14 protein-coding genes are annotated in these 17,731 nt (G+C 55.2%); 7 read left to right on the top strand and 7 right to left on the bottom strand.

Annotation, left to right across the window (positions count from 1 at the left end):
• Positions 1 to 231: 231 nt before the first annotated feature.
• Together FHT29_RS33400 and FHT29_RS33395 are read right to left on the bottom strand one after the other, a co-directional pair.
• A complete protein-coding gene (locus FHT29_RS33400; protein ID WP_168601124.1) occupies positions 232 to 759 on the bottom strand; it encodes a hypothetical protein in 528 nt (175 codons plus the stop codon).
• 9 nt (positions 760 to 768) lie between these two features.
• A complete protein-coding gene (locus tag FHT29_RS33395) occupies positions 769 to 3,879 on the bottom strand; it encodes a glycosyltransferase (RefSeq protein WP_168601123.1) in 3,111 nt (1,036 codons plus the stop codon).
• Between the two features lie 274 nt (positions 3,880 to 4,153).
• Between FHT29_RS33395 and FHT29_RS33390 the strand changes: the two genes are divergently transcribed.
• The 4 genes from FHT29_RS33390 to FHT29_RS33375 are packed head-to-tail and all read left to right on the top strand — an operon-like array spanning position 4,154 to position 7,160.
• Positions 4,154 to 4,624, top strand: coding sequence for a transposase (locus FHT29_RS33390; protein WP_168601122.1), 471 nt, complete (start codon positions 4,154 to 4,156; stop codon positions 4,622 to 4,624).
• The gene (gene tnpB / locus FHT29_RS33385) at positions 4,621 to 4,977 is read left to right on the top strand and encodes an IS66 family insertion sequence element accessory protein TnpB (protein WP_025669532.1); all 357 of its coding nucleotides are present in this window, start codon (positions 4,621 to 4,623) and stop codon (positions 4,975 to 4,977) included. Before FHT29_RS33390 ends, tnpB begins: the two co-directional genes overlap by 4 nt.
• Before the next feature lie 48 nt (positions 4,978 to 5,025).
• A complete protein-coding gene (locus FHT29_RS33380) occupies positions 5,026 to 6,600 on the top strand; it encodes an IS66 family transposase (protein ID WP_168601121.1) in 1,575 nt (524 codons plus the stop codon).
• Positions 6,597 to 7,160 carry a UPF0149 family protein gene (locus tag FHT29_RS33375; protein ID WP_020920429.1) on the top strand — a complete coding sequence of 188 codons (564 nt, stop codon included), beginning with the start codon at positions 6,597 to 6,599 and terminating at the stop codon, positions 7,158 to 7,160. Before FHT29_RS33380 ends, FHT29_RS33375 begins: the two co-directional genes overlap by 4 nt.
• A gap of 226 nt (positions 7,161 to 7,386) precedes the next feature.
• Here the strand turns inward: FHT29_RS33375 and FHT29_RS33370 are convergent, their stop codons facing one another.
• Positions 7,387 to 8,148, bottom strand: a complete 762-nt coding sequence (locus FHT29_RS33370) for a class I SAM-dependent methyltransferase (protein ID WP_168601120.1) — start codon at positions 8,146 to 8,148, stop codon at positions 7,387 to 7,389.
• A 410-nt stretch (positions 8,149 to 8,558) separates the two neighbouring features.
• Here FHT29_RS33370 and FHT29_RS33365 point away from each other — a divergent pair, with 410 nt between their 5' ends.
• The 3 genes from FHT29_RS33365 to cysN all read left to right on the top strand — a co-directional run bounded on the left by FHT29_RS33365 (position 8,559) and on the right by cysN (position 12,446).
• Positions 8,559 to 9,302, top strand: a complete 744-nt coding sequence (locus FHT29_RS33365; protein ID WP_168601119.1) for a capsular biosynthesis protein — start codon at positions 8,559 to 8,561, stop codon at positions 9,300 to 9,302.
• 352 nt (positions 9,303 to 9,654) lie between these two features.
• Positions 9,655 to 10,554, top strand: a complete 900-nt coding sequence (gene cysD, locus FHT29_RS33360; RefSeq protein WP_348644919.1) for a sulfate adenylyltransferase subunit CysD — start codon at positions 9,655 to 9,657, stop codon at positions 10,552 to 10,554.
• Positions 10,554 to 12,446 carry a sulfate adenylyltransferase subunit CysN gene (cysN, locus tag FHT29_RS33355; RefSeq protein WP_168601118.1) on the top strand — a complete coding sequence of 631 codons (1,893 nt, stop codon included), beginning with the start codon at positions 10,554 to 10,556 and terminating at the stop codon, positions 12,444 to 12,446. The genes cysD and cysN overlap by 1 nt, the downstream gene beginning before the upstream one ends.
• 71 nt (positions 12,447 to 12,517) lie before the next feature.
• On the opposite strand, the gene FHT29_RS33350 is transcribed toward cysN, so the two are convergent.
• From FHT29_RS33350 to FHT29_RS33335, 4 genes are all read right to left on the bottom strand, one after another.
• Positions 12,518 to 13,528: a lipid A biosynthesis lauroyl acyltransferase gene (locus FHT29_RS33350; protein ID WP_168601117.1), complete on the bottom strand. Its 1,011-nt coding sequence runs from the start codon at positions 13,526 to 13,528 to the stop codon at positions 12,518 to 12,520.
• Position 13,529: 1 nt separating this feature from the next.
• A complete protein-coding gene (locus tag FHT29_RS33345; protein WP_348644918.1) occupies positions 13,530 to 15,002 on the bottom strand; it encodes a cytochrome P450 in 1,473 nt (490 codons plus the stop codon).
• 188 nt (positions 15,003 to 15,190) lie between these two features.
• Positions 15,191 to 16,435 carry a diaminopimelate decarboxylase gene (gene lysA, locus FHT29_RS33340; RefSeq protein WP_168601116.1) on the bottom strand — a complete coding sequence of 415 codons (1,245 nt, stop codon included), beginning with the start codon at positions 16,433 to 16,435 and terminating at the stop codon, positions 15,191 to 15,193.
• A 105-nt stretch (positions 16,436 to 16,540) separates the two neighbouring features.
• Positions 16,541 to 17,722, bottom strand: a complete 1,182-nt coding sequence (locus tag FHT29_RS33335) for a PLP-dependent transferase (RefSeq protein ID WP_168601115.1) — start codon at positions 17,720 to 17,722, stop codon at positions 16,541 to 16,543.
• Positions 17,723 to 17,731: the final 9 nt, after the last annotated feature.

The raw sequence follows: 17,731 nt of genomic DNA, 5'->3' as shown, positions 1-17,731 counted from the left end.
TGAAAAAACAATCAGACGCTAAACCGCGTGCGAAAAGTTGTTAACGATCGACCCCTTCAAACTCGTCGGTAAGAAATGGGTATTTTTTCGTAACCACGCAAAGTGGGACAAAGGGAAAAGCCGTCAAGATACTGCAGCTTTCGGACGCCAAAGATTATCATCCTGAAGTAGGACGATGAGGTCGCATCAGTTGCGAAGATCTACCAAAGCGCTCCATATAAACGAAGACAGTCATACCTGCTGACGACGTCGAGACATTGTCAAAAAGCGAAGCAGATAGCTCAATGGGGATTTCGCCTTCCTGACTTTGTAGGATCGATAGGCAGAAATCACATCATCGCCAAGATGATCAACGTTCACGATTTTGGAGGTTACAGTGCGACCCTCCGATAGTCCATGCACCAACCAATGTTCAAAGCCAGACCCGAAACGCCGTGTTGCGATTGCTTGAGCGACATCAGGATTATCGGCGAGGTATGTTTGTTCATCGAATATCGCCGATGAGGGGATTATTCCGGCCTTGAACAGGAGCCTTCCCAGCTCCAGAATATAAGCCTTTTCGGCCCCATCCATGTCAACGTTCTTGCTATAGTAGTTGCGAACTACAACTTCGCTTGCGATCGAATGGCCGACCACCCTCTCCTTCCCATTTACCTTTAGACTCTCGTTAGCCAAATATAATGCGTGCTTCAACAAAGCTACCTCTTGGATTGCCTCGCCTAAACGATTTTGCAGTATTTCCAAATTCGATGTCTGCATCACTATTGCTCATCTCTCACGTCGCCCATGACTCCAAACACTGGGCTTAGCCTCAAATGTTGTGGAATCATTACGAAGGTTCGGACTGTAATATGGATCTCTCGCTATGATCGCCTGCCAGCGCCCGAGAAACCGGTCCTTCTCCCCGGGATCTTGTGATGATCTGACGGCCGTCTGGCTTTCGAAGTGATACAGCTCGCAGAATGGATTGTATACCACACGGTAGCCAGCCTCACGAACTCGAAGGCAAAAATCGATATCGTTGAAGTCGATCCTAAATTCCTCGTCGAAACCGCCCACCTCCCTAATGATCGATTTCTTCGTTGCCATGCATGCACCCGTGACGGCACTGTAGTTGCGAACTATCACTGGGTAGCCGTTGTAGCCGACCAAATCACCTGGATGCCCATGATAGATATGTGCTGCGGTCTCATTTACACCCAAAGCAACGCCAGCATGCTGAATTCGGCCATCGGGGTATAGGAGTTTGGCGCCCACGATGCCCACGTCAGCGCGATCGACATGATCGACGAGATGCCAAAGCCAATCCCCCGTAATCACCTCCATGTCGTCATTCAGCAGAACAACGATTTCAGTTTTGGCCTGATCAAAGGCAAAGTTCGCCTTGTTAGCAAAGTTAAACCGGCCCTCATAATGATAGCGTGCTTCGCAATGATTGTGCCGCTTCAGAAGCCGACGAACCTGTTCGTCCAAGTGGCCGTTACTCACGACCAAGATTTGATAGTTGGGATAATCTGTTCGATCGATTATCGAGGACACCAAGTGTCCTGCGAGGTTGATCCTCCCGCGGCCAGGTATGTCCCTAACCCCGTTGTTCGTGGTGATAGCCAAAGTTACCGGAGGTGCGAAACGGCGCCCCCTTGTAACGCGGAAAAGTCCCATCAGCTTTCCGTCTTCGACGGAGGCACCCGCTCCAAACTTCTGTTCCGCATATTCCTGCAAAGCAGCGCGGGCATTCAACAGAGCGGTCGGCTTAGCATCCACCTGAGCCGAAGCAGATCCTTCAATCATACGCCAATGATATAGAACTTCTGGGACGTGCACGACCTGATCGCCTGCCAGGGATATCCTGAGCGCGAGGTCATAGTCCTGCGCCCCGGTGTACTTTTCTCGATAGCCACCAAGCTGAAGGAAACGAGCCTTCCTCACGACAATCATGTGCATGACATACATCACCGATTCCAGATGCTCCGGTGACCAGTCTGGCTTCATGTAATGATCGATATATTCACCCGCTGCGGAAATCTTGTCTTCGTCGCAATAAAGCAGAGTCGCCTCGGGGTTTACACGTATGGCCTTTGCGTAAGAAAGAAGCGCGTTTGAGGCAATCGTGTCGTCATTGTCGAGAAATGCCAAGTAGGAACCTGTGGAGATTTCCGCCGCCGCATTACTGCAGCGCGAGATGCCGACGTTCTGGGATAAGCGTTTGATCTTGATACGCTGATCAATCCCCCGCAAGCGCTCTAAAGCTTCGATTGTTTCAGAGAATGTCGATGCATCATCGCATAGGCACAATTCCCAATAAGGGTAGTCCTGGGCCAGCACGGAAGCCACACACGCCTCCAGATACTCTTTCGAAATATTGTAAACCGGAACAATAACACTGATAACTGGCCATTCGGAACTTTTTGAGATGGACGGTTCTTTGCAAGGCGACAATGCGAGCGGGTGTCGCCAGACATGTTTTGCTTTCTTTTCTTGATTGACCAGCCGCGACCATTCGTCGTTTCTAGCGGCTCTGATTTCGACAAAACGCTCCGACATTAGGGCGCCAATTTTCTTATCGCTTAAATTGTCCGTGACGTCACTCTGTCCCTTCGAGGCGATTCTTTTCACCTTCGGCGATTGAGAACGAACCTCGATCAGCTGATCGACTAGACTATCGTGCTTCGGGCAAGCCCATACATACCCCAATGGATAGGGCCCGGCCCGGTCAGCAACTTCAACCAGATCATAGTCGACAAGGAAGGAATTTTGCTCGTTACAGAATTCCAAATTGCCGGAGTGTCCGGTAACGACGACGGGTTTGCCAAGGGCCATCATCTCCGCAATATTAAGCCCGAAACCTTCCCCGCGATGCGGCGAAACGAATGCGTCGCAAACCTGCTTGAGCGAACGATTTTCATTATCGTCCAGCAGACTATCGATGAGCATTATATTGCCTCGATCGGCAGCCCTACGTATCTCGGTTAAACGTTTGGTGGCGTGTCCCGTAGTATGCCACTTCATCACCAGGATGACATCTGCAGAATTGCCAAAGGCTGATGTGAACGCTTCAATAAGGGCCTCTGGATTTTTTCGGTCCATTCCGCTGCTGGCATCGAAGGCATAGAGGAAAGCAAAAACGTCCTCCGGGATGCCGAAATGCGAACGATCAAAATGTACAATTTCGCGCGGTGAAGCTACGACATATGGAATTGTTACAACCGGAAGCGCTGGTGGCGCCAGGCATTTGATGGCGTCCGCGGAAAACTGGCTTGGTGACCAAATCTCGTCGAATGCAGCGAAACACTCAATCCACGCAGGATTGAATGCTGCTAACTCCCATACCCAGATACCGATTGTATAAGCATCATCGAGTATCTCAGGCGAAACTAGCTGGAAGAAGTTTCGCAAAGCATCAGCATTTTGCTGAATGATGACGATGTCGGCTTTCGCTCGGGGCTTCACAATGGGCGGGAATTTTTGATGCGGATACAGTGTCGCTGTTGTGTCGATTATCTCGATCGAAAGCCCGAGAGTTTGCAGCGCAGCGGCATGGCCCCTTGCCGCCTCTCCAAGTCCGCTTTTGGCAGCCAGAGGGCCATAAAACGCAATGTGAATCTCGGATTTACTAAGCGGAACCCGAAGGGGCTTCCTTTCGGAGAAAGGCGAGAGTCCCGACCCCAGACGTCCCTCGGCCCGACCATGAGTTAACCAGTGCGTATAGGCAGCAGAACCGTTCCGACCAACAGCGGTGGCGACATCCGGATTTGCGAACAGGTAGCCTTCGTCATCGAACTTGAGCGCGTTGAGCGACGCGCCGAGTGCTTTAAGCTCGTCAGCTATGGGGTTAAGATTGTTATTGCGCGCAAATTTTATGATATTTTCCAGATCCATTCACAACAAACCTTCGCAAATTCCTCAAGCGACGAACTAGGTGCCATGCGCCTTACTAAAGACGGATAACCCTATTCACCAGAAACAACCCATGATTTAAGTTTGAGAGTCTTAGCATGTTTAACGAAGGGATAATTGGAGAGCAATACTGAAGTCGACACAAAATAGAAATATGCAACCAACATGTTTAAACGTGAGCGCGACGAAGACCCCACCTTTCCTTTTGAGATTGAGGCCGCGAGATAAGCTTCTTCATCGATAGGAGCGGAATGGAATGGTTGGAGATCGCGCTGATGCCATGCTTGAAGTCATGGATGAAGGCATGCATGAAGCCAGGCATGAGGGAAAGTATCGTCGGATCGAGGTGATCACGGGTCGGCGGCAGCGGCGGAATTGGACTGACGAGGAGAAGGCGCGGATCCTTGCGGAAAGCGCAGAACCCGACGTGAACATCTCGGCCGTTGCCCGGCGCTGGGGCGTCAATCGCGGCTTGCTGAACGTCTGGCGTCGGGAAGCTGGACTAACCTCTCGTCGCTCTGCCAAGACCTGCGCGCAGCAGGCGATGTTCGTGCCCGTGACGGTGGTTGGCGATCGAACGGCACGCCAGGACTCGCTGTCGGATGTCGAGCTCGTTACCGCTGGTCGAGTTGAGATCGAGATTGCTGGCGCGCGCATGACAGTTATCGGCTCGGTAGCGCCTGAGCTGGCACAAGCGATGGTGGCGGCGTTGCGAGGGCGCCGGTGATCGGAGTTTCGCCAAATGGCGTGAAGATCATGGTTGCGACGCAACCTGTCGACTTCCGGCGCGGCATGAATGGCCTGGTGGCTTTGGTGGCGTCAGCCCTTGCGGCCGATCCCTATTGCGGCGACGTGTTCGTGTTCCGCGCCAAGCGTCTGGATCGGCTTCGCTGCATTTACTGGGATGGATCAGGGATGATCCTGGCAACGAAATGGTTGGAAAGCGGGAAGTTCGTTTGGCCACCGATCCGCGATGGCGCCATGCAGATGACGCGCGAAGAGTTCTCGCTTTTGGTTGCCGGTATTGACTGGACAAGGGTGAAGCAGAACCCGGTGAAACGCCCCTTGAAAGTAGGCTGATCCTATTGGTTTTGCTTGAAGATTCAGGCTCATATGGTAGGGTCTGTCATGCCGCTTCGACCCGATCCCTTGCCCCAGGATGCTGCGCAATTGACCCGGATCATTCTCTCGCTCGACGAAGAGAATGCCGATCTCAAAGCGCGCGTTGCCTTCCTCGAGGGCCAACTCTTTGGGCCGAAATCGGAGAAGATGACGATCATCGATCCAACACAGGCAATGCTCGACCTTGGCGATGTGAGCGACGTTCCCGTTGCTGCCAATGATGATGTCGCGCCGGTCGATGAAGACAAAACGCAGGCACGGCGATCGCCAGCCCGTAATATCGGCCGCTTGCCCAAGCACCTTCCGCGTTATGACGAGGTCATCGAGCCGGAGAGCAAGACTTGCCCCTGCTGTTCGTTCGAACTGCATTGCATCGGCACGGACGTCAGCGAGGCGCTCGACATCGTGCCCGCGGTTGTCCGGGTCAAACGGACGATCCGGCCGCGCTATGCATGCCGGGCCTGCGAAAGCGTTGTTGTGCAGGCGCCCGCGCCGGCACGCGTGATGGATGGCGGCATGGTGACCACGGCCTTTGCAGCCCATGTCGCCGTCTCGAAGTTCGCCTGGCATTTGCCGCTGCATCGCCAGGCCCAGATGCTGGCCTCCTGCGGCGTGATCATCGATCGAGGCACGCTCGGGGCCTGGGTGACGCGGGTCGCCTGGTGGCTTGAGCTTCTCTATGACGCGCTGCTTGCCTTCATCCGCTCCCAGCCAAGGGTATTCTGTGACGAGACGCCGCTCCCGCGGCTTGATCCGGGGCGTAAGCGAACCAAGGTCTGCCAACTTTGGGCGCAGGCGGTCGACGATCGGCCATGGAAAGGTCCGGCGCCGCCGGCAGTTGCCTATATCTTTGCCGAAAGCCGCAGCGCTCGCGAGGTCGAGGGGCAATTGTCGTCGTTTGCCGGCGTCCTTCAGGTCGATGGATACCAAGCCTATAAGACCATGGCCAAGCGCCGGGGGAAGAGCAATGTCGCCCCGATGCGGCTCGCCTTCTGCCTTGCCCATGCCCGGCGCAAGTTCGTCGAGGTCATCAAGCTGACCGGCTCCTCGGAAGCGCTGTCGATCCTTGCCAGGATTGCCGAGCTCTATCGGATCGAAGCGAGACTGCGCGGCGAAAGTGCCGATATGCGGCTCGTCGTGAGGCGCCGCAAGGCAGCTCCTATCATGAGAGAACTGAAGGTCCATCTCACCGAACTGAGCGACGAGGTGTCGGCGAAATCGGCGCTTGGCAAGGCCGTCACCTACACGCTCAATCACTGGAGCGGGCTGGCAGCCTTCCTGGAGGATGGCCGGATCGAAGTGGACTCCAATGTCGTCGAGCGCTCGATGAAATCCGTGGCCCTGACGAGGAAGAATTCGTTGTTCGTGGGCAACGAGCGCGGTGGCAAGACCTTCGCGGTCCTCGCATCGCTCGTCAACACCTGTAAATTGAATGGTGTGGACCCCGAGGCCTGGCTTGCCGATGTGCTGGAGCGCATCATCTCCGGCAAGGTGAAAGCCAGCGAAATGGAAAGTCTCCTCCCTTGGAACTGGAAGGCTGAGCGCGAGGCGATGACAGAGCAGGAGCGACGGGCGGCATGACATCGAACAGCCAAGAGACGACCGCACGACCGAAGCTCGATGACAAGGCGTTCGAAGCCTTTATCAGGGGACGTCGTCCAGCATCGCCAATCTGGTCAATGAGCGGTCTCGATGGTTATCTTACGGCTCTCATCATCGGTCCCAAGTTCATCGACCCACGCAAATGGATCCCGGAACTGACCGGTCCGGACGCGCTGAACCTGCCGATGGAGACAACAGAACATCAGGCCGTACAGACGATCGTTGCGGAATATAACCGCATCTCGGCGAGCCTTTCCGAAACACCGAAAGACCACCGGCCCAGGTTCACCAGGATTGATGATCAGACCTTTGATCCATTCGATTGGGACCTCTGCTTTCTGCTGGGAACCGGGTACGCGCCAAAGCTTTGGCAGCCCGTGCTTCGAGGTCATGCCGTAACGGGCGATATCATCGCGCCTATCCGCAAGCTCGGCGAGACAAAACGGAAAGCGACCCGCCAGGATGCTGCTGCCGTGGCCGAAGCACTCGTCAATATCCGAACCTACTTTATGCCGAAGCGGGCAAAGCAGAAGTTCTGAAAGAAAGCGCTATTGCGATCCCGTCAACGCCGAAAGCAGTGGGCTGTTCATCGCGCTCACGTTTAAACGCCATAACGTGTGGCAGCTTCCCTTCAAAAACAGAGGTTCGCGCCGCCGCGAAGCATTTCGCTCAGTCCATTGTAGGCTCCGACGCAAAAGGGCCGCCGAAGCGACCCCAGTAGGGCTTGTTTTTGTGATTTATCACATTTGCATCCGCGGCGATGTCTTATTTTGTCGCTATGAAGAAGCATGCCGGGCCTGGCGGATGCTGCGGATTGTTCACACCCATCACAATGTTCTCAAACCCGAAGGAATTGAAGACAAACTTAATGTCCTCTAGCTCCAGCCAGTAAGAGAAATTCTCGCTGCCGCCAGAGAAAAGATTCGCGCCGTCCAAAGACAGATACGATCTCCAATGCAGGCGAATATCTCTACCACGGAAATTTACGATTTTATCGTTATCAGCATTGAAGTTAGCGGAGCCAGAATGTTCTGGAACAAGCACGGATGCATCATAGTATTGAGTCCAGAGGAAGACTTTGTCGGACCAAGTAAGTATTTTCTCCAGAAACGCAATCGGCTTCACCAAGTGATAAAGCACTCCAGACGCCCAAACGACATCGAAATGTACATCCGGTTCAAATTTCTCGAAATCGCCGTGTAGGAACTTCGCTTTGAGGTCAAAAGTATTCTTGATGACCAAACACTTTAGGAAATTTTCGATAGAACTTTCGATACTCGTAACATGGATGGCACCGAGCTTTTCAAACTGATATGTGTTGTATGCCTCGAACGGGCCTAACTCCAATATTCGTTTGCCTCGGATATTGAGGACTTTGTCAGCCCAGGTTACCCGAGTGTCATTGAAATGATCGAGCGCTCCAGCTTCAAGGCCACTCTCCGCCGGCATGCTCGATGCCCATTTTCCTCTGTAAATGTCTAAAGCAGCTTGGTCGCCGGGAACCGCCGACGAAAATTCGAATTGCATTATAGTCCCCCGAAATAAGACGCCATTCACTCACACGTAGCAGGAACCGGATCGAGCGCAAGATCACAATGGTCCACCGTAGAACAATATCAAAAAGCATTCACATCGAAAGATATGAAAGTTTCGTGAGAAAGCCTGAAATATGATGTTTTCGCCACCATCTGACTCAAACAGTCGAACGCACGGCTATCAATCGCTGAACGGCCAAGTCGATGTTGTGATACAATGTTTTATGTCATTTGAACGGGCCTCGCGTTGAGGCCTGGCTCGCAATTTACGGTTTGACAATTTATGACCGCTTCATTGCTATGCTACAACGTATCGGGGTACGATAGAGCATGAGAAACACACGAAGTCAGCGGATTCTAAAGGACCCGACTTTGGAGGCCATAGTTCGACAAAAAAACGTCATGAGTGCAGTGATTTTGCGAGATATGCGAACGCGTTTCTTTAATCACGGCCTCGGATTCATAGTCGTTCCTCTTTGGCCGCTAACCCATATGGCGATTCTCATCTCAATTCATACTATCGCAGGGCAGGGCACCCCGCCGTTTGGGGAAAGTACCGCGATTTTCTATGCTACGGGGCTTCTGCCCACTTTGACCTTTATGTACGTTTCTCGTTTTATGGGATATTCGCTGCTGATGAATAAACCAATGCTCGCGTTTCCTGAAATTCGTTTAATCGACGTTATGATGGGACGGGCAGTTTTAGAAATCATCGGCGCATGCATAACGCTTTTTCTAACAATCGTTGCACTCATATTCCTGGGTGAAAACCCCATTCCGTTTGATGTCGAACAGGCGGTATTTTGCTATTTGGCAACCATACTTCTTTCAGTTGGGTTTGGTACGCTTGTTGGGGTTATCTCCATGTTTGTACCAATGCTAGTTACAGTATATGCGTTAGTAATCGTGGTAATATATATTTCTTCTGGAATCGTTTTTGTAGCATCTAATCTACCTGAGAAAATCGGTTATGCGCTTTCGTTTAATCCAGTACTGGTTTGTGTAGAATGGATGCGAGCCTCATTCTACGAAAGTTACAGTGACAGGCTTGTCGACCGAGGTTATGTAGTTGCCTGGGGGATGGGAACACTTATGCTGGGGCTCGCCATAGATCGCATTTTCCGCCGCCAACTGCTGGAGACCTAAATTTGAAATCCATTGGCGTACAATGGCAGTAATACTATCATTGCGTACTATCATGTAGAAAATTCTGGTATTGTATTTGCGACAATAGTCATCAAATTGTATTGGCCTTCCCTGAAAGTTTTATCAAATTTTGAGTTTGCTCCAGCGGTAGCAGTAAGATAATTTCTTGCATGAACTTAAACAGCCGCACCTATCGTCCTTCGGAGGCCAAATCCGAACACCGCTGGCGGCTTATGATCTAAAGGGTATTCGGCTTCGGGGGCCGTACGAGCAGCCAATAGCATGTTAGGTAGCGCATCGTCATTTCCGCGGATGATTTACAAAATCAAAGCAAAATTCGAGAAAGGTCATCGTGATATTTTCCCAGTTGCACAAGCTTGAGGCCGAATCCATTCACATTCTCCGCGAGATCGCTGCAACGTTTTCCAATCCGGTGATGCTTTATTCCGTCGGCAAGGACTCATCGGTGATGATGCACCTTGCGATGAAAGCGTTTTGCCCAGGGAAGCCGCCGTTTCCATTCCTACACGTCGACACGAGATGGAAGTTCAAGGAGATGATTACGTTTCGTGATCAGATGGCAGCCAAACAAGGCATCGAGCTTCTTGTTCATATTAATCGCGACGGTATCGACCAGCACGTTAGTCCATTCACCAATAGCTCGAACAGCTATACCCAGATCATGAAAACGGAAGCGCTGCGGCAAGCGCTCGATAAATACCGCTTCGATGCCGCTTTCGGCGGAGCCAGACGCGACGAGGAAAAATCGCGTGCCAAGGAGCGTGTCTTCTCATTTCGCACCGCGAGACATTCCTGGGATCCCAAAAATCAGCGCCCCGAAATGTGGAAAACCTACAATACGCGGGTGAACAAGGGCGAGTCGATGCGTGTGTTTCCGTTGTCGAACTGGACCGAACTCGATATCTGGCAATACATCATGCAGGAAAATATCCCGATCGTGCCGCTCTATTTCGCCGCCAAACGACCTGTGGTTGATCGGGACGGCATGTTGATCATGGTGGACGACGAACGTTTGCCGCTCGCTGCGACGGATGTGGTGGAAGAGCGGATGGTTCGCTTTCGCACGCTCGGTTGCTACCCCCTCACCGGCGCTATAGAATCAACTGCAGCAACACTTGAAGAGATTGTTGGGGAAGTGCTGGCGGCTCGCACCTCGGAACGACAGGGCCGCTTTATAGACAAGGACGAGGCAGGTTCGATGGAAAAAAAGAAGCGCGAAGGTTACTTTTGATGAATGGTGGGATCAGCCCCGATCCTCTTTGTCTTGTGGATGGCTATCGTTCTAGCCAGGACAGCAAATCTCTCCTACGCTTCCTGACTTGCGGTTCCGTCGACGATGGCAAATCAACACTCATAGGGCGCTTGCTCTACGATACCAAAAGCCTCTTTGAAGACCAGCTTTCCACTTTGGAGCAGGACAGCGCCAAATACGGCACCACGGGCGATGACGTGGATTTTGCACTTCTGGTCGACGGCTTGGACGCAGAGCGCGAGCAGGGGATCACGATTGATGTCGCTTATCGGTTCTTCTCTACGCCGAAGCGCACGTTCATTGTAGCTGACGCTCCCGGTCACGAGGAATATACGCGCAATATGGTCACCGGCGCATCGACGGCTGACCTTGCCATTGTTCTGGTCGATTGCCGTCAAGGTGTCCTGCAGCAGACAAAGCGCCACAGTTACATCGCATGGCTGCTTGGCATCCGCCATGTCGTGCTTGCGATCAACAAGATGGATCTGCTGCAATATGAGCAGGCAACCTATGAAAAGATAGTCGCCGATTATATAGCGTTCGCCAAGGAACTCGGCTTTGCAACCATCAGGCCGATACCGATATCCGCACGCTATGGCGCCAACATAGCGACAAAATCGACAGACACGCCGTGGTACGATGGTCCGTCATTGCTTGACCATCTCGAAAGCATCTCGGCCGATAGCAACGCTTCCGAAAAGCCATTCCGCTTTCCGGTACAATGGGTTAATCGACCAAATCTCGATTTTCGCGGCTTTTCCGGCCAGGTCGCGTCGGGAACGGTTTGCGTGGGCGATGCCGTCACGGTCGCAAAATCCGGCCAGCAAACCACGGTAAAGCGCATCGTCACCTATGATGGGGACCAGACCTCGGCTTTTGAGGGGCAGGCCGTTACGTTGGTCTTGAGCGATGAAGTCGAATTGTCGCGTGGAAATATGCTGGTTTCTCCGACGGAAAGACCCAACGTTTCCGACCAATTCCAAGCCCATGTCATCTGGTTCAGCCACGAGGCGTTGATACCCGGCCGCGCCTATATTCTAAGGACCGAGACCGATAGTGTGAGCGCCACCGTGACAGCGCTCAAATATAGCATTGACGTCAATACATTCGCCCATCAGTCCGCAAAGACGCTGGCGATAAACGAGATCGGCGTATGCAACCTGTCGACCCAGCAGCCGATCTGCTTCGACAGCTACGCCGAAAATCGCGTAACCGGCAATTTCATATTGATCGACCGATTCACGAACGCGACCGTCGGCGCCGGGATGATCATCCACTCGCTGCATCGCGCGCAGAACGTCCACTGGCAAGCATTGACGATCGACAAAGCCGCTCGTGCCGAGCAGAAAAACCAGCGTCCCGCCGTATTGTGGTTCACTGGCCTATCGGGATCCGGCAAATCGACGATCGCCAATCTCGTCGAGAAGCTGTTGCATGCGAAGGGAAAGCACACTTTCCTGCTCGACGGCGACAATGTCCGCCATGGTCTCAACCGCGATCTCGGCTTCACGGCCGAGGACCGCGTGGAGAACATTCGGCGCATTGCCGAGGTCGCGAAGCTGATGACGGATGCCGGCCTTATTGTGCTGGTATCGTTCATTTCGCCGTTCCGATCCGAGCGGCAAATGGCGCGCGAGCTCATGCCTGACGGTGAATTTATCGAGGTCTTTGTGGACACGCCAATCGAAGAATGCGTGCGGCGCGACCCTAAGGGTCTCTATAAAAAGGCTATGGCGGGACAGATCCCCAATTTCACAGGAATTTCTTCGCCCTATGAGGCGCCCGAAAATCCAGATATCCATCTGCATACCATAGGCCATGATCCACTTGATCTGGCGCACCGCGTCGAAGATTATCTGAACCAAATATGACGGCTGGCATTGCCAATGCACCAAGCGGCTGAAACGGGGAGTTCCATCCGCAAGCTCCGTCAGCATGAAGTTCAGATGTTGGCAGCTGGCATTCGGTTGTCGATAAAATACCACTGCTCCGGATTTTCGCGCACAATTGGCTCGATTACTGCATTCAAGAGCCGAACATCCTCGGTAAGCTGATCTTCCGGCGCGTCAGTTGCCGGCAGCCTGAACGGCTCCAATGCCTTCAGCACAAAGCTCGCTCCTCCTTCCCGTGCGATAAAGAGCGGGTAGATCAACGCATTCGTCTTACGCGCCATCCGCGCGACGATGGCGTAGTTGCCCTCCAGATGCGCTGGCTGGCCAAAGAAGGGCGCGCGGATGTAACCATTAAAACCTTCGTCGCAGAACATCAGCAGGTTGCCGCTATTCTCCAGGATCCGCAGCGCCGGACGCACGAAGCTGCGGCCGGGTTTCAGGATCCCGAGGCCCGCACCCTTGCGCAGTCTGTTGACGATGTAGTGGCGCGAGCGGCGCTTGGGCGGGTCGTAGTTCATGGTCACTGCCAATCCCATGTCGAGCAGGCAATGCCACAGCACCTCCCAGTTGCTGACATGCGGCGCGATGAAAATCACCGGGCCTTCGACGCAACGCTCGATCAATCCTTCCGTGCCGATTTTGCGGACATGGCAGCGCGCCAGCCGGGGTACGACGGAATATTCGGCCATCTGCCGGCCTTGTGAATCGGCGTAACGCTCCAGAAGCGTCTCGAGCTCGGTGCCGCTGAGATCCGGCCTTATCATCTTCAGGTTGGCCGCGGCTCGAGCATAAGCCCCTTTGTGGAAACGCGGCGCTAGGAGCCGGCCTAGCCACCCGCCGAGTGCGGAACACGCTCGGGCAGGTAAAAGCATGAAGGCAAAGTAGAAAAGGAGATCTATGGCGTTGTCGACATTCTCATAAAGCCAGTAGCGCAGAAACGCCTTGCGTCGATCGCCGCCGGCCAGGAAATCGGCGAGCGGCGGTGCCTTGGGAGCCTCGTAGGTCCAGGCTTTGCGTTTGCTGCCGGCAGTTTTTCTGCCGGTCTCGTCGCCGGTTGCCACCTTAGCGCCTGTGCAGCGTCACGGGCATGCCGCCACGCGGTCGCAGTGTCAGGCGGCATTGCGGCTGGACCTTGTGGCCCTCCTTCACGCGCACCCGAAAGCGTTGGGCGAGGATTGCGAGGCAAAGGATCGCCTCGGTGAGGCCGAACTGCAGGCCGGGGCACACGCGGGGGCCGGCGGCGAAGGGAATGTAGCTGTAAGGCGTTGGACGCCCCTCCCCGAGAAAGCGTTCGGGATAGAAGCGATGTGGTTCGGGAAAAAGCGTCTCCGTGCGATGCAGTATCCACGGCACGATCAGGACGAGCGCCGCCTTGCGCACCTTCACGCCGCCGATCTCGTCTGCTTCGGCCGCCTGCCGCGCCAGGATCGGCACCGGCGGATAAAGCCTCAGCGTCTCCTCAATGACAGCCCGACACCAGTCAAGCTTCGCAACGTCATCGATCGACGGCACCCGGTCGCCGCAGACGGTTTCGATTTCCGCATGAACCGCCTCCTCCACCCAGGGTGCGCCGGCAAGCAGATACCATGCCCAGGTCAAGGTCGCGGCAGTGGTCTCATGTCCAGCCATGAAGATCGTCGCCGCCTCGTTCCTGAGCGCCACGACATCGAGCTTCAGCTCCGGATTGCGCCGCTGCCGGCGGATCAGGAGCTCGACCATCGAGCTGTTGTCCCCCTTGCCGGCCAAATGATTCTCGATCACCTGATCGATGATGCGATGGATGCGTTTCACCGATCGGCGAAGGCTCGGCGTCTTGATGATCGGCAGCCCCTCGTCGAAGCCCAGGAAATAACCGAGATTGATGGAATCAACCAAGGCCTGATAGCTTGCGAAGCCTTCGGTAACGGCATTGGCGCTGTCCTCGCCAAGATCGTTGCCGAAGACGCTGCGTGAGATGATTTCCGCCGTCAGCCCTGCCATTTCGAACAGGGCATTGACCTCAGCGCCATCGCCAAGGCCCTGCCAACGGTCGGCGAGTTCGCTTGCGGTATTCTGCATGATTGCGCCGAAGGCCGGCACGCGGTTCTTGTGCACGATATCGGAGACCAGCGGCCGCCGCTGTTTCCAGGTCTCCTTGTCGGAGATGAACAGCCCGTCGCCCAGCAGATATTCCAGCGCCCGGCGCATCTGCGGCGTCTTGCGCTCGAAATTTTCATGGCGCTTGGCGACCACGTAACGGATCGCATCCGGCGAATTGACGATGACGAGTTGACGCCCGAAAAGCTTGAACTCGGCTACATGCTCCCGATAATCCGCGCGCCGCCAGATGGACAGGAAATCGCTGCGCGCCTGCAACATAAGCTTCAGCGGCTGACCGGGCCTACCGCTATAATAGGCGGCATGAGCCGGCTCGAAAATTTGCGTCGCCTGATCGGCGTGCTCAACGATTTCGGTTTTCTGATCAAGCCAGGCCAGCATGTCGGTGCAGAACTTTCGCGCCTTGTGGCCAAGGACAATGAGATGAAGATCGGGCACCACGTCGCCCGGTGGTGCCCACTATATTCATTTCGCAACCGCGGAAAAGCCCCCGCGCTGATGACAGGAGAGCTCGTCGACATCTTTGAATGAGATCTCCGGACAAGAACGGCGCATCAACCACAAAATGGTTGCTGTGTCCCCGCTCGCTTCATGCCGGCACCCTGCCAAGAAGCCGATGCTCTCGCTTAGACATCCTCTAAGGCCAACAGCTCATCAAATGTCTGGCGCCTGCGGATCAACCTATGCGTTTCGCCATCGATCAACACCTCGGGCGCATAGAGCCGGCTGTTGTAATTCGACGACATCGTCGCGCCATAAGCGCCGGCGCCATGGAAAATGAGATAGTCGCCGACATGGGTTTCGGGGAGATCGCGTTGCTGCACTATTCCGGATTCCGCCTGGGTGAAGACATCGCCAGATTCGCATAAGGGGCCGGCTACGACTGTCGGGAAGATTGTTGCCGCCCCGCTGCGTGGCATCTTTCCGGGGATGACCGAAATGTGGTGATAGCTGCCATACATGGCCGGCCGGGCGAGATCGCTGAAGCCAGCATCAACAAGCACGAACCGGTTCCGGCCCATGGTCTTGACGGCCCTCACCTCTGCGAGCAGCACCCCAGAATCCGCAGTCAAGAAGCGCCCAGGTTCGATCTCCAGTCGGATCGGATGACCGAAATGCGCCTCGACTTCACGCCGCGCCGCATCCCAGAGCGAGAAATAATGCGAGGGATCGATTTCTTCCTCACCTTCCTTGTAAGGCACGGAAAGACCGCCGCCAGCGGAGATCGCCTCGATGTCGACGCCGAGATCGCGGCAGAAGCCGACCATCGCGCCGCAGACGCGTTGCAGATGGCCGTAGTCGACGCCGGAGCCGATATGCATATGCAGGCCGACGAGCCTCAGGGAATATTTCTGCGTCAGCGCCACCGCGTCCTGCAGCTGCTCGAACCAGATGCCATGCTTGCTGTTTTCACCGCCGGTATTGGTTTTGTTGCTATGGCCATGCCCGAAGCCCGGATTGATGCGCAACCAAACCCTGTGGCCCGGCGAGCGCTCGCCCAGCTGATGCAACATGTCGATCGAGCCGATATTGACCTCGATCTTGTCGGCAATGACCCGCTCAAGCGTCGGTCGGTCAAAAACATCGGCGGTAAAGACGATCTCCGCTGCCTCGGACGCGGTGCCGGTTGCAAAGCCTGCCCGTGCCGCCCGCTCGATCTCGCCGAGGGAAACGGCGTCGACGCGGACGCCCGCCTTGCGCATTTCCCGCAGGATATGAATGTTGGAACAGGCCTTTTGCGCAAAGCGCACGACGTCGAATGCGGACAGTTGCCTGATGCGACGACGGATCGCGGCGGCATCGTAGATCCAGAGCGGCGTTCCATATTCCGCTGCTAACGCGCTCAGTATTTCGTTGGAAGGAATGGTCATCTTTTCTCGGTCAGCGTGGGGCGGGAATAAAATCAAAATGGATAATAGGACGGGCGGAGCAGTAGTGCCACTCCGCCCGCTTGGCAATCTGAGACACTGAAATTGCTATCGTCTTGCCGTCAGCAGCGCCTGCTCAAGATCGGAGATAACGGCTGCGGCTGAATGAAGCCCGACGTTCAGGCGGATCGTGCGGTCGCTGACGCCAAATCGTGCAAAGACATTGGTCTCCGGCGAGATGCTGAGCGCCGCCTTTGCCGGGACGACGAGGCTCTCCGGGCCGCCCCAGCTGACCCCGATGCGAATGAGGCGCAGTGCGTCAACGAAATTTGCCACATCGATGCGATCGGAAACTTCGAACGAGAACAGCCCGCCGAAGCCGCTAAAAGTGCGCTTGCCGATATGTTCGCCGAGCGCCGGGTGCATGACATTGGTCACGTCCTCATGTGCGTCAAGCCAGGACGCGACCTCAAGGCCGGCCTCGTGGTGATGACGCATCCGGAACGGCAGGGTCTCCAGGTTGCGCAGGACCAGCCATGCCTCGAACGGCGCCAGCTTTGCACCCGTATAGGGGTAGATTTCGCTGTTGATCCGGCCGATATGTGCCTTCGAGCCGGCAACAAGACCTGCCACCGTATCGCTCTGTCCGCCCAGATATTTCGAGGCCGCGTGGATGACGAGATCGATGCCGAGGGCGAGCGGGTTCTGGTATAGCGGCGTTGCCCAGGAATTATCCACGATCGTCACGACGCCGTGGCGGCGCGCGGCCTCGGCGATGACAGGCAGATCCTGCAGCTCGAACACCATCGAGGTTGGATTTTCGAGATAGGCAAGCCGTGCGCCGGGAAGGGCTGCGATCACGGCCTCGGTGTCGGTGCCGTCAATATAGTCGACGACAACGCCGAAGCGCTTCAGCACCTTTTCGAAGAAGCGGAAGGCATCGCTGTAGACGTGCCGCACGGTGACGATGCGATCTCCCGGGCCGACGAAGGCAAGGACCGCCGCCGCAATGGCGCCCATGCCGCTCGCAAAGGCGCGCGCCTCCTCGGCGCCCTCCATCTCGGCGATCCTGCGCTCCAGGAGCTGCACCGTCGGATTGTCGCCGCGCGAATAGATCGGCTTCTTCGAGCGGCCGGCGAAGACATCCTCGAGCTCCTTGTAGTTGTCAAACAGGAACAGCGACGTCTGATAGATCGGCGGTACCGCCGCGTCGAACGGGTCGTCGCGGCGGGGCATCAGCGTATCGGGAATGGCGTGCCGATAGGCATCGAATCTCGGTGTTTCGTTCATGGCGTTCCT

The organism is Rhizobium sp. SG741 (assembly GCF_012275435.1).
GTDB classification, from domain to species: domain Bacteria; phylum Pseudomonadota; class Alphaproteobacteria; order Rhizobiales; family Rhizobiaceae; genus Rhizobium; species Rhizobium lusitanum.
Note: the sequence above shows the minus strand (reverse complement) of the source record. Positions and strands in the feature narration are given on the sequence as shown.

What these genes read in the sequence shown, in the direction of transcription:
- FHT29_RS33400 (WP_168601124.1), bottom strand. Translation starts at nt 759, where the DNA reads ATGCAGACATCGAATTTGGAAATACTGCAAAATCGTTTAGGCGAGGCA.
- FHT29_RS33395 (WP_168601123.1), bottom strand. Translation starts at nt 3,879, where the DNA reads ATGGATCTGGAAAATATCATAAAATTTGCGCGCAATAACAATCTTAAC.
- FHT29_RS33390 (WP_168601122.1), top strand. Translation starts at nt 4,154, where the DNA reads ATGGTTGGAGATCGCGCTGATGCCATGCTTGAAGTCATGGATGAAGGC.
- FHT29_RS33380 (WP_168601121.1), top strand. Translation starts at nt 5,026, where the DNA reads ATGCCGCTTCGACCCGATCCCTTGCCCCAGGATGCTGCGCAATTGACC.
- FHT29_RS33375 (WP_020920429.1), top strand. Translation starts at nt 6,597, where the DNA reads ATGACATCGAACAGCCAAGAGACGACCGCACGACCGAAGCTCGATGAC.
- FHT29_RS33370 (WP_168601120.1), bottom strand. Translation starts at nt 8,148, where the DNA reads ATGCAATTCGAATTTTCGTCGGCGGTTCCCGGCGACCAAGCTGCTTTA.
- FHT29_RS33365 (WP_168601119.1), top strand. Translation starts at nt 8,559, where the DNA reads ATGAGTGCAGTGATTTTGCGAGATATGCGAACGCGTTTCTTTAATCAC.
- cysN (WP_168601118.1), top strand. Translation starts at nt 10,554, where the DNA reads ATGAATGGTGGGATCAGCCCCGATCCTCTTTGTCTTGTGGATGGCTAT.
- lysA (WP_168601116.1), bottom strand. Translation starts at nt 16,435, where the DNA reads ATGACCATTCCTTCCAACGAAATACTGAGCGCGTTAGCAGCGGAATAT.
- FHT29_RS33335 (WP_168601115.1), bottom strand. Translation starts at nt 17,722, where the DNA reads ATGAACGAAACACCGAGATTCGATGCCTATCGGCACGCCATTCCCGAT.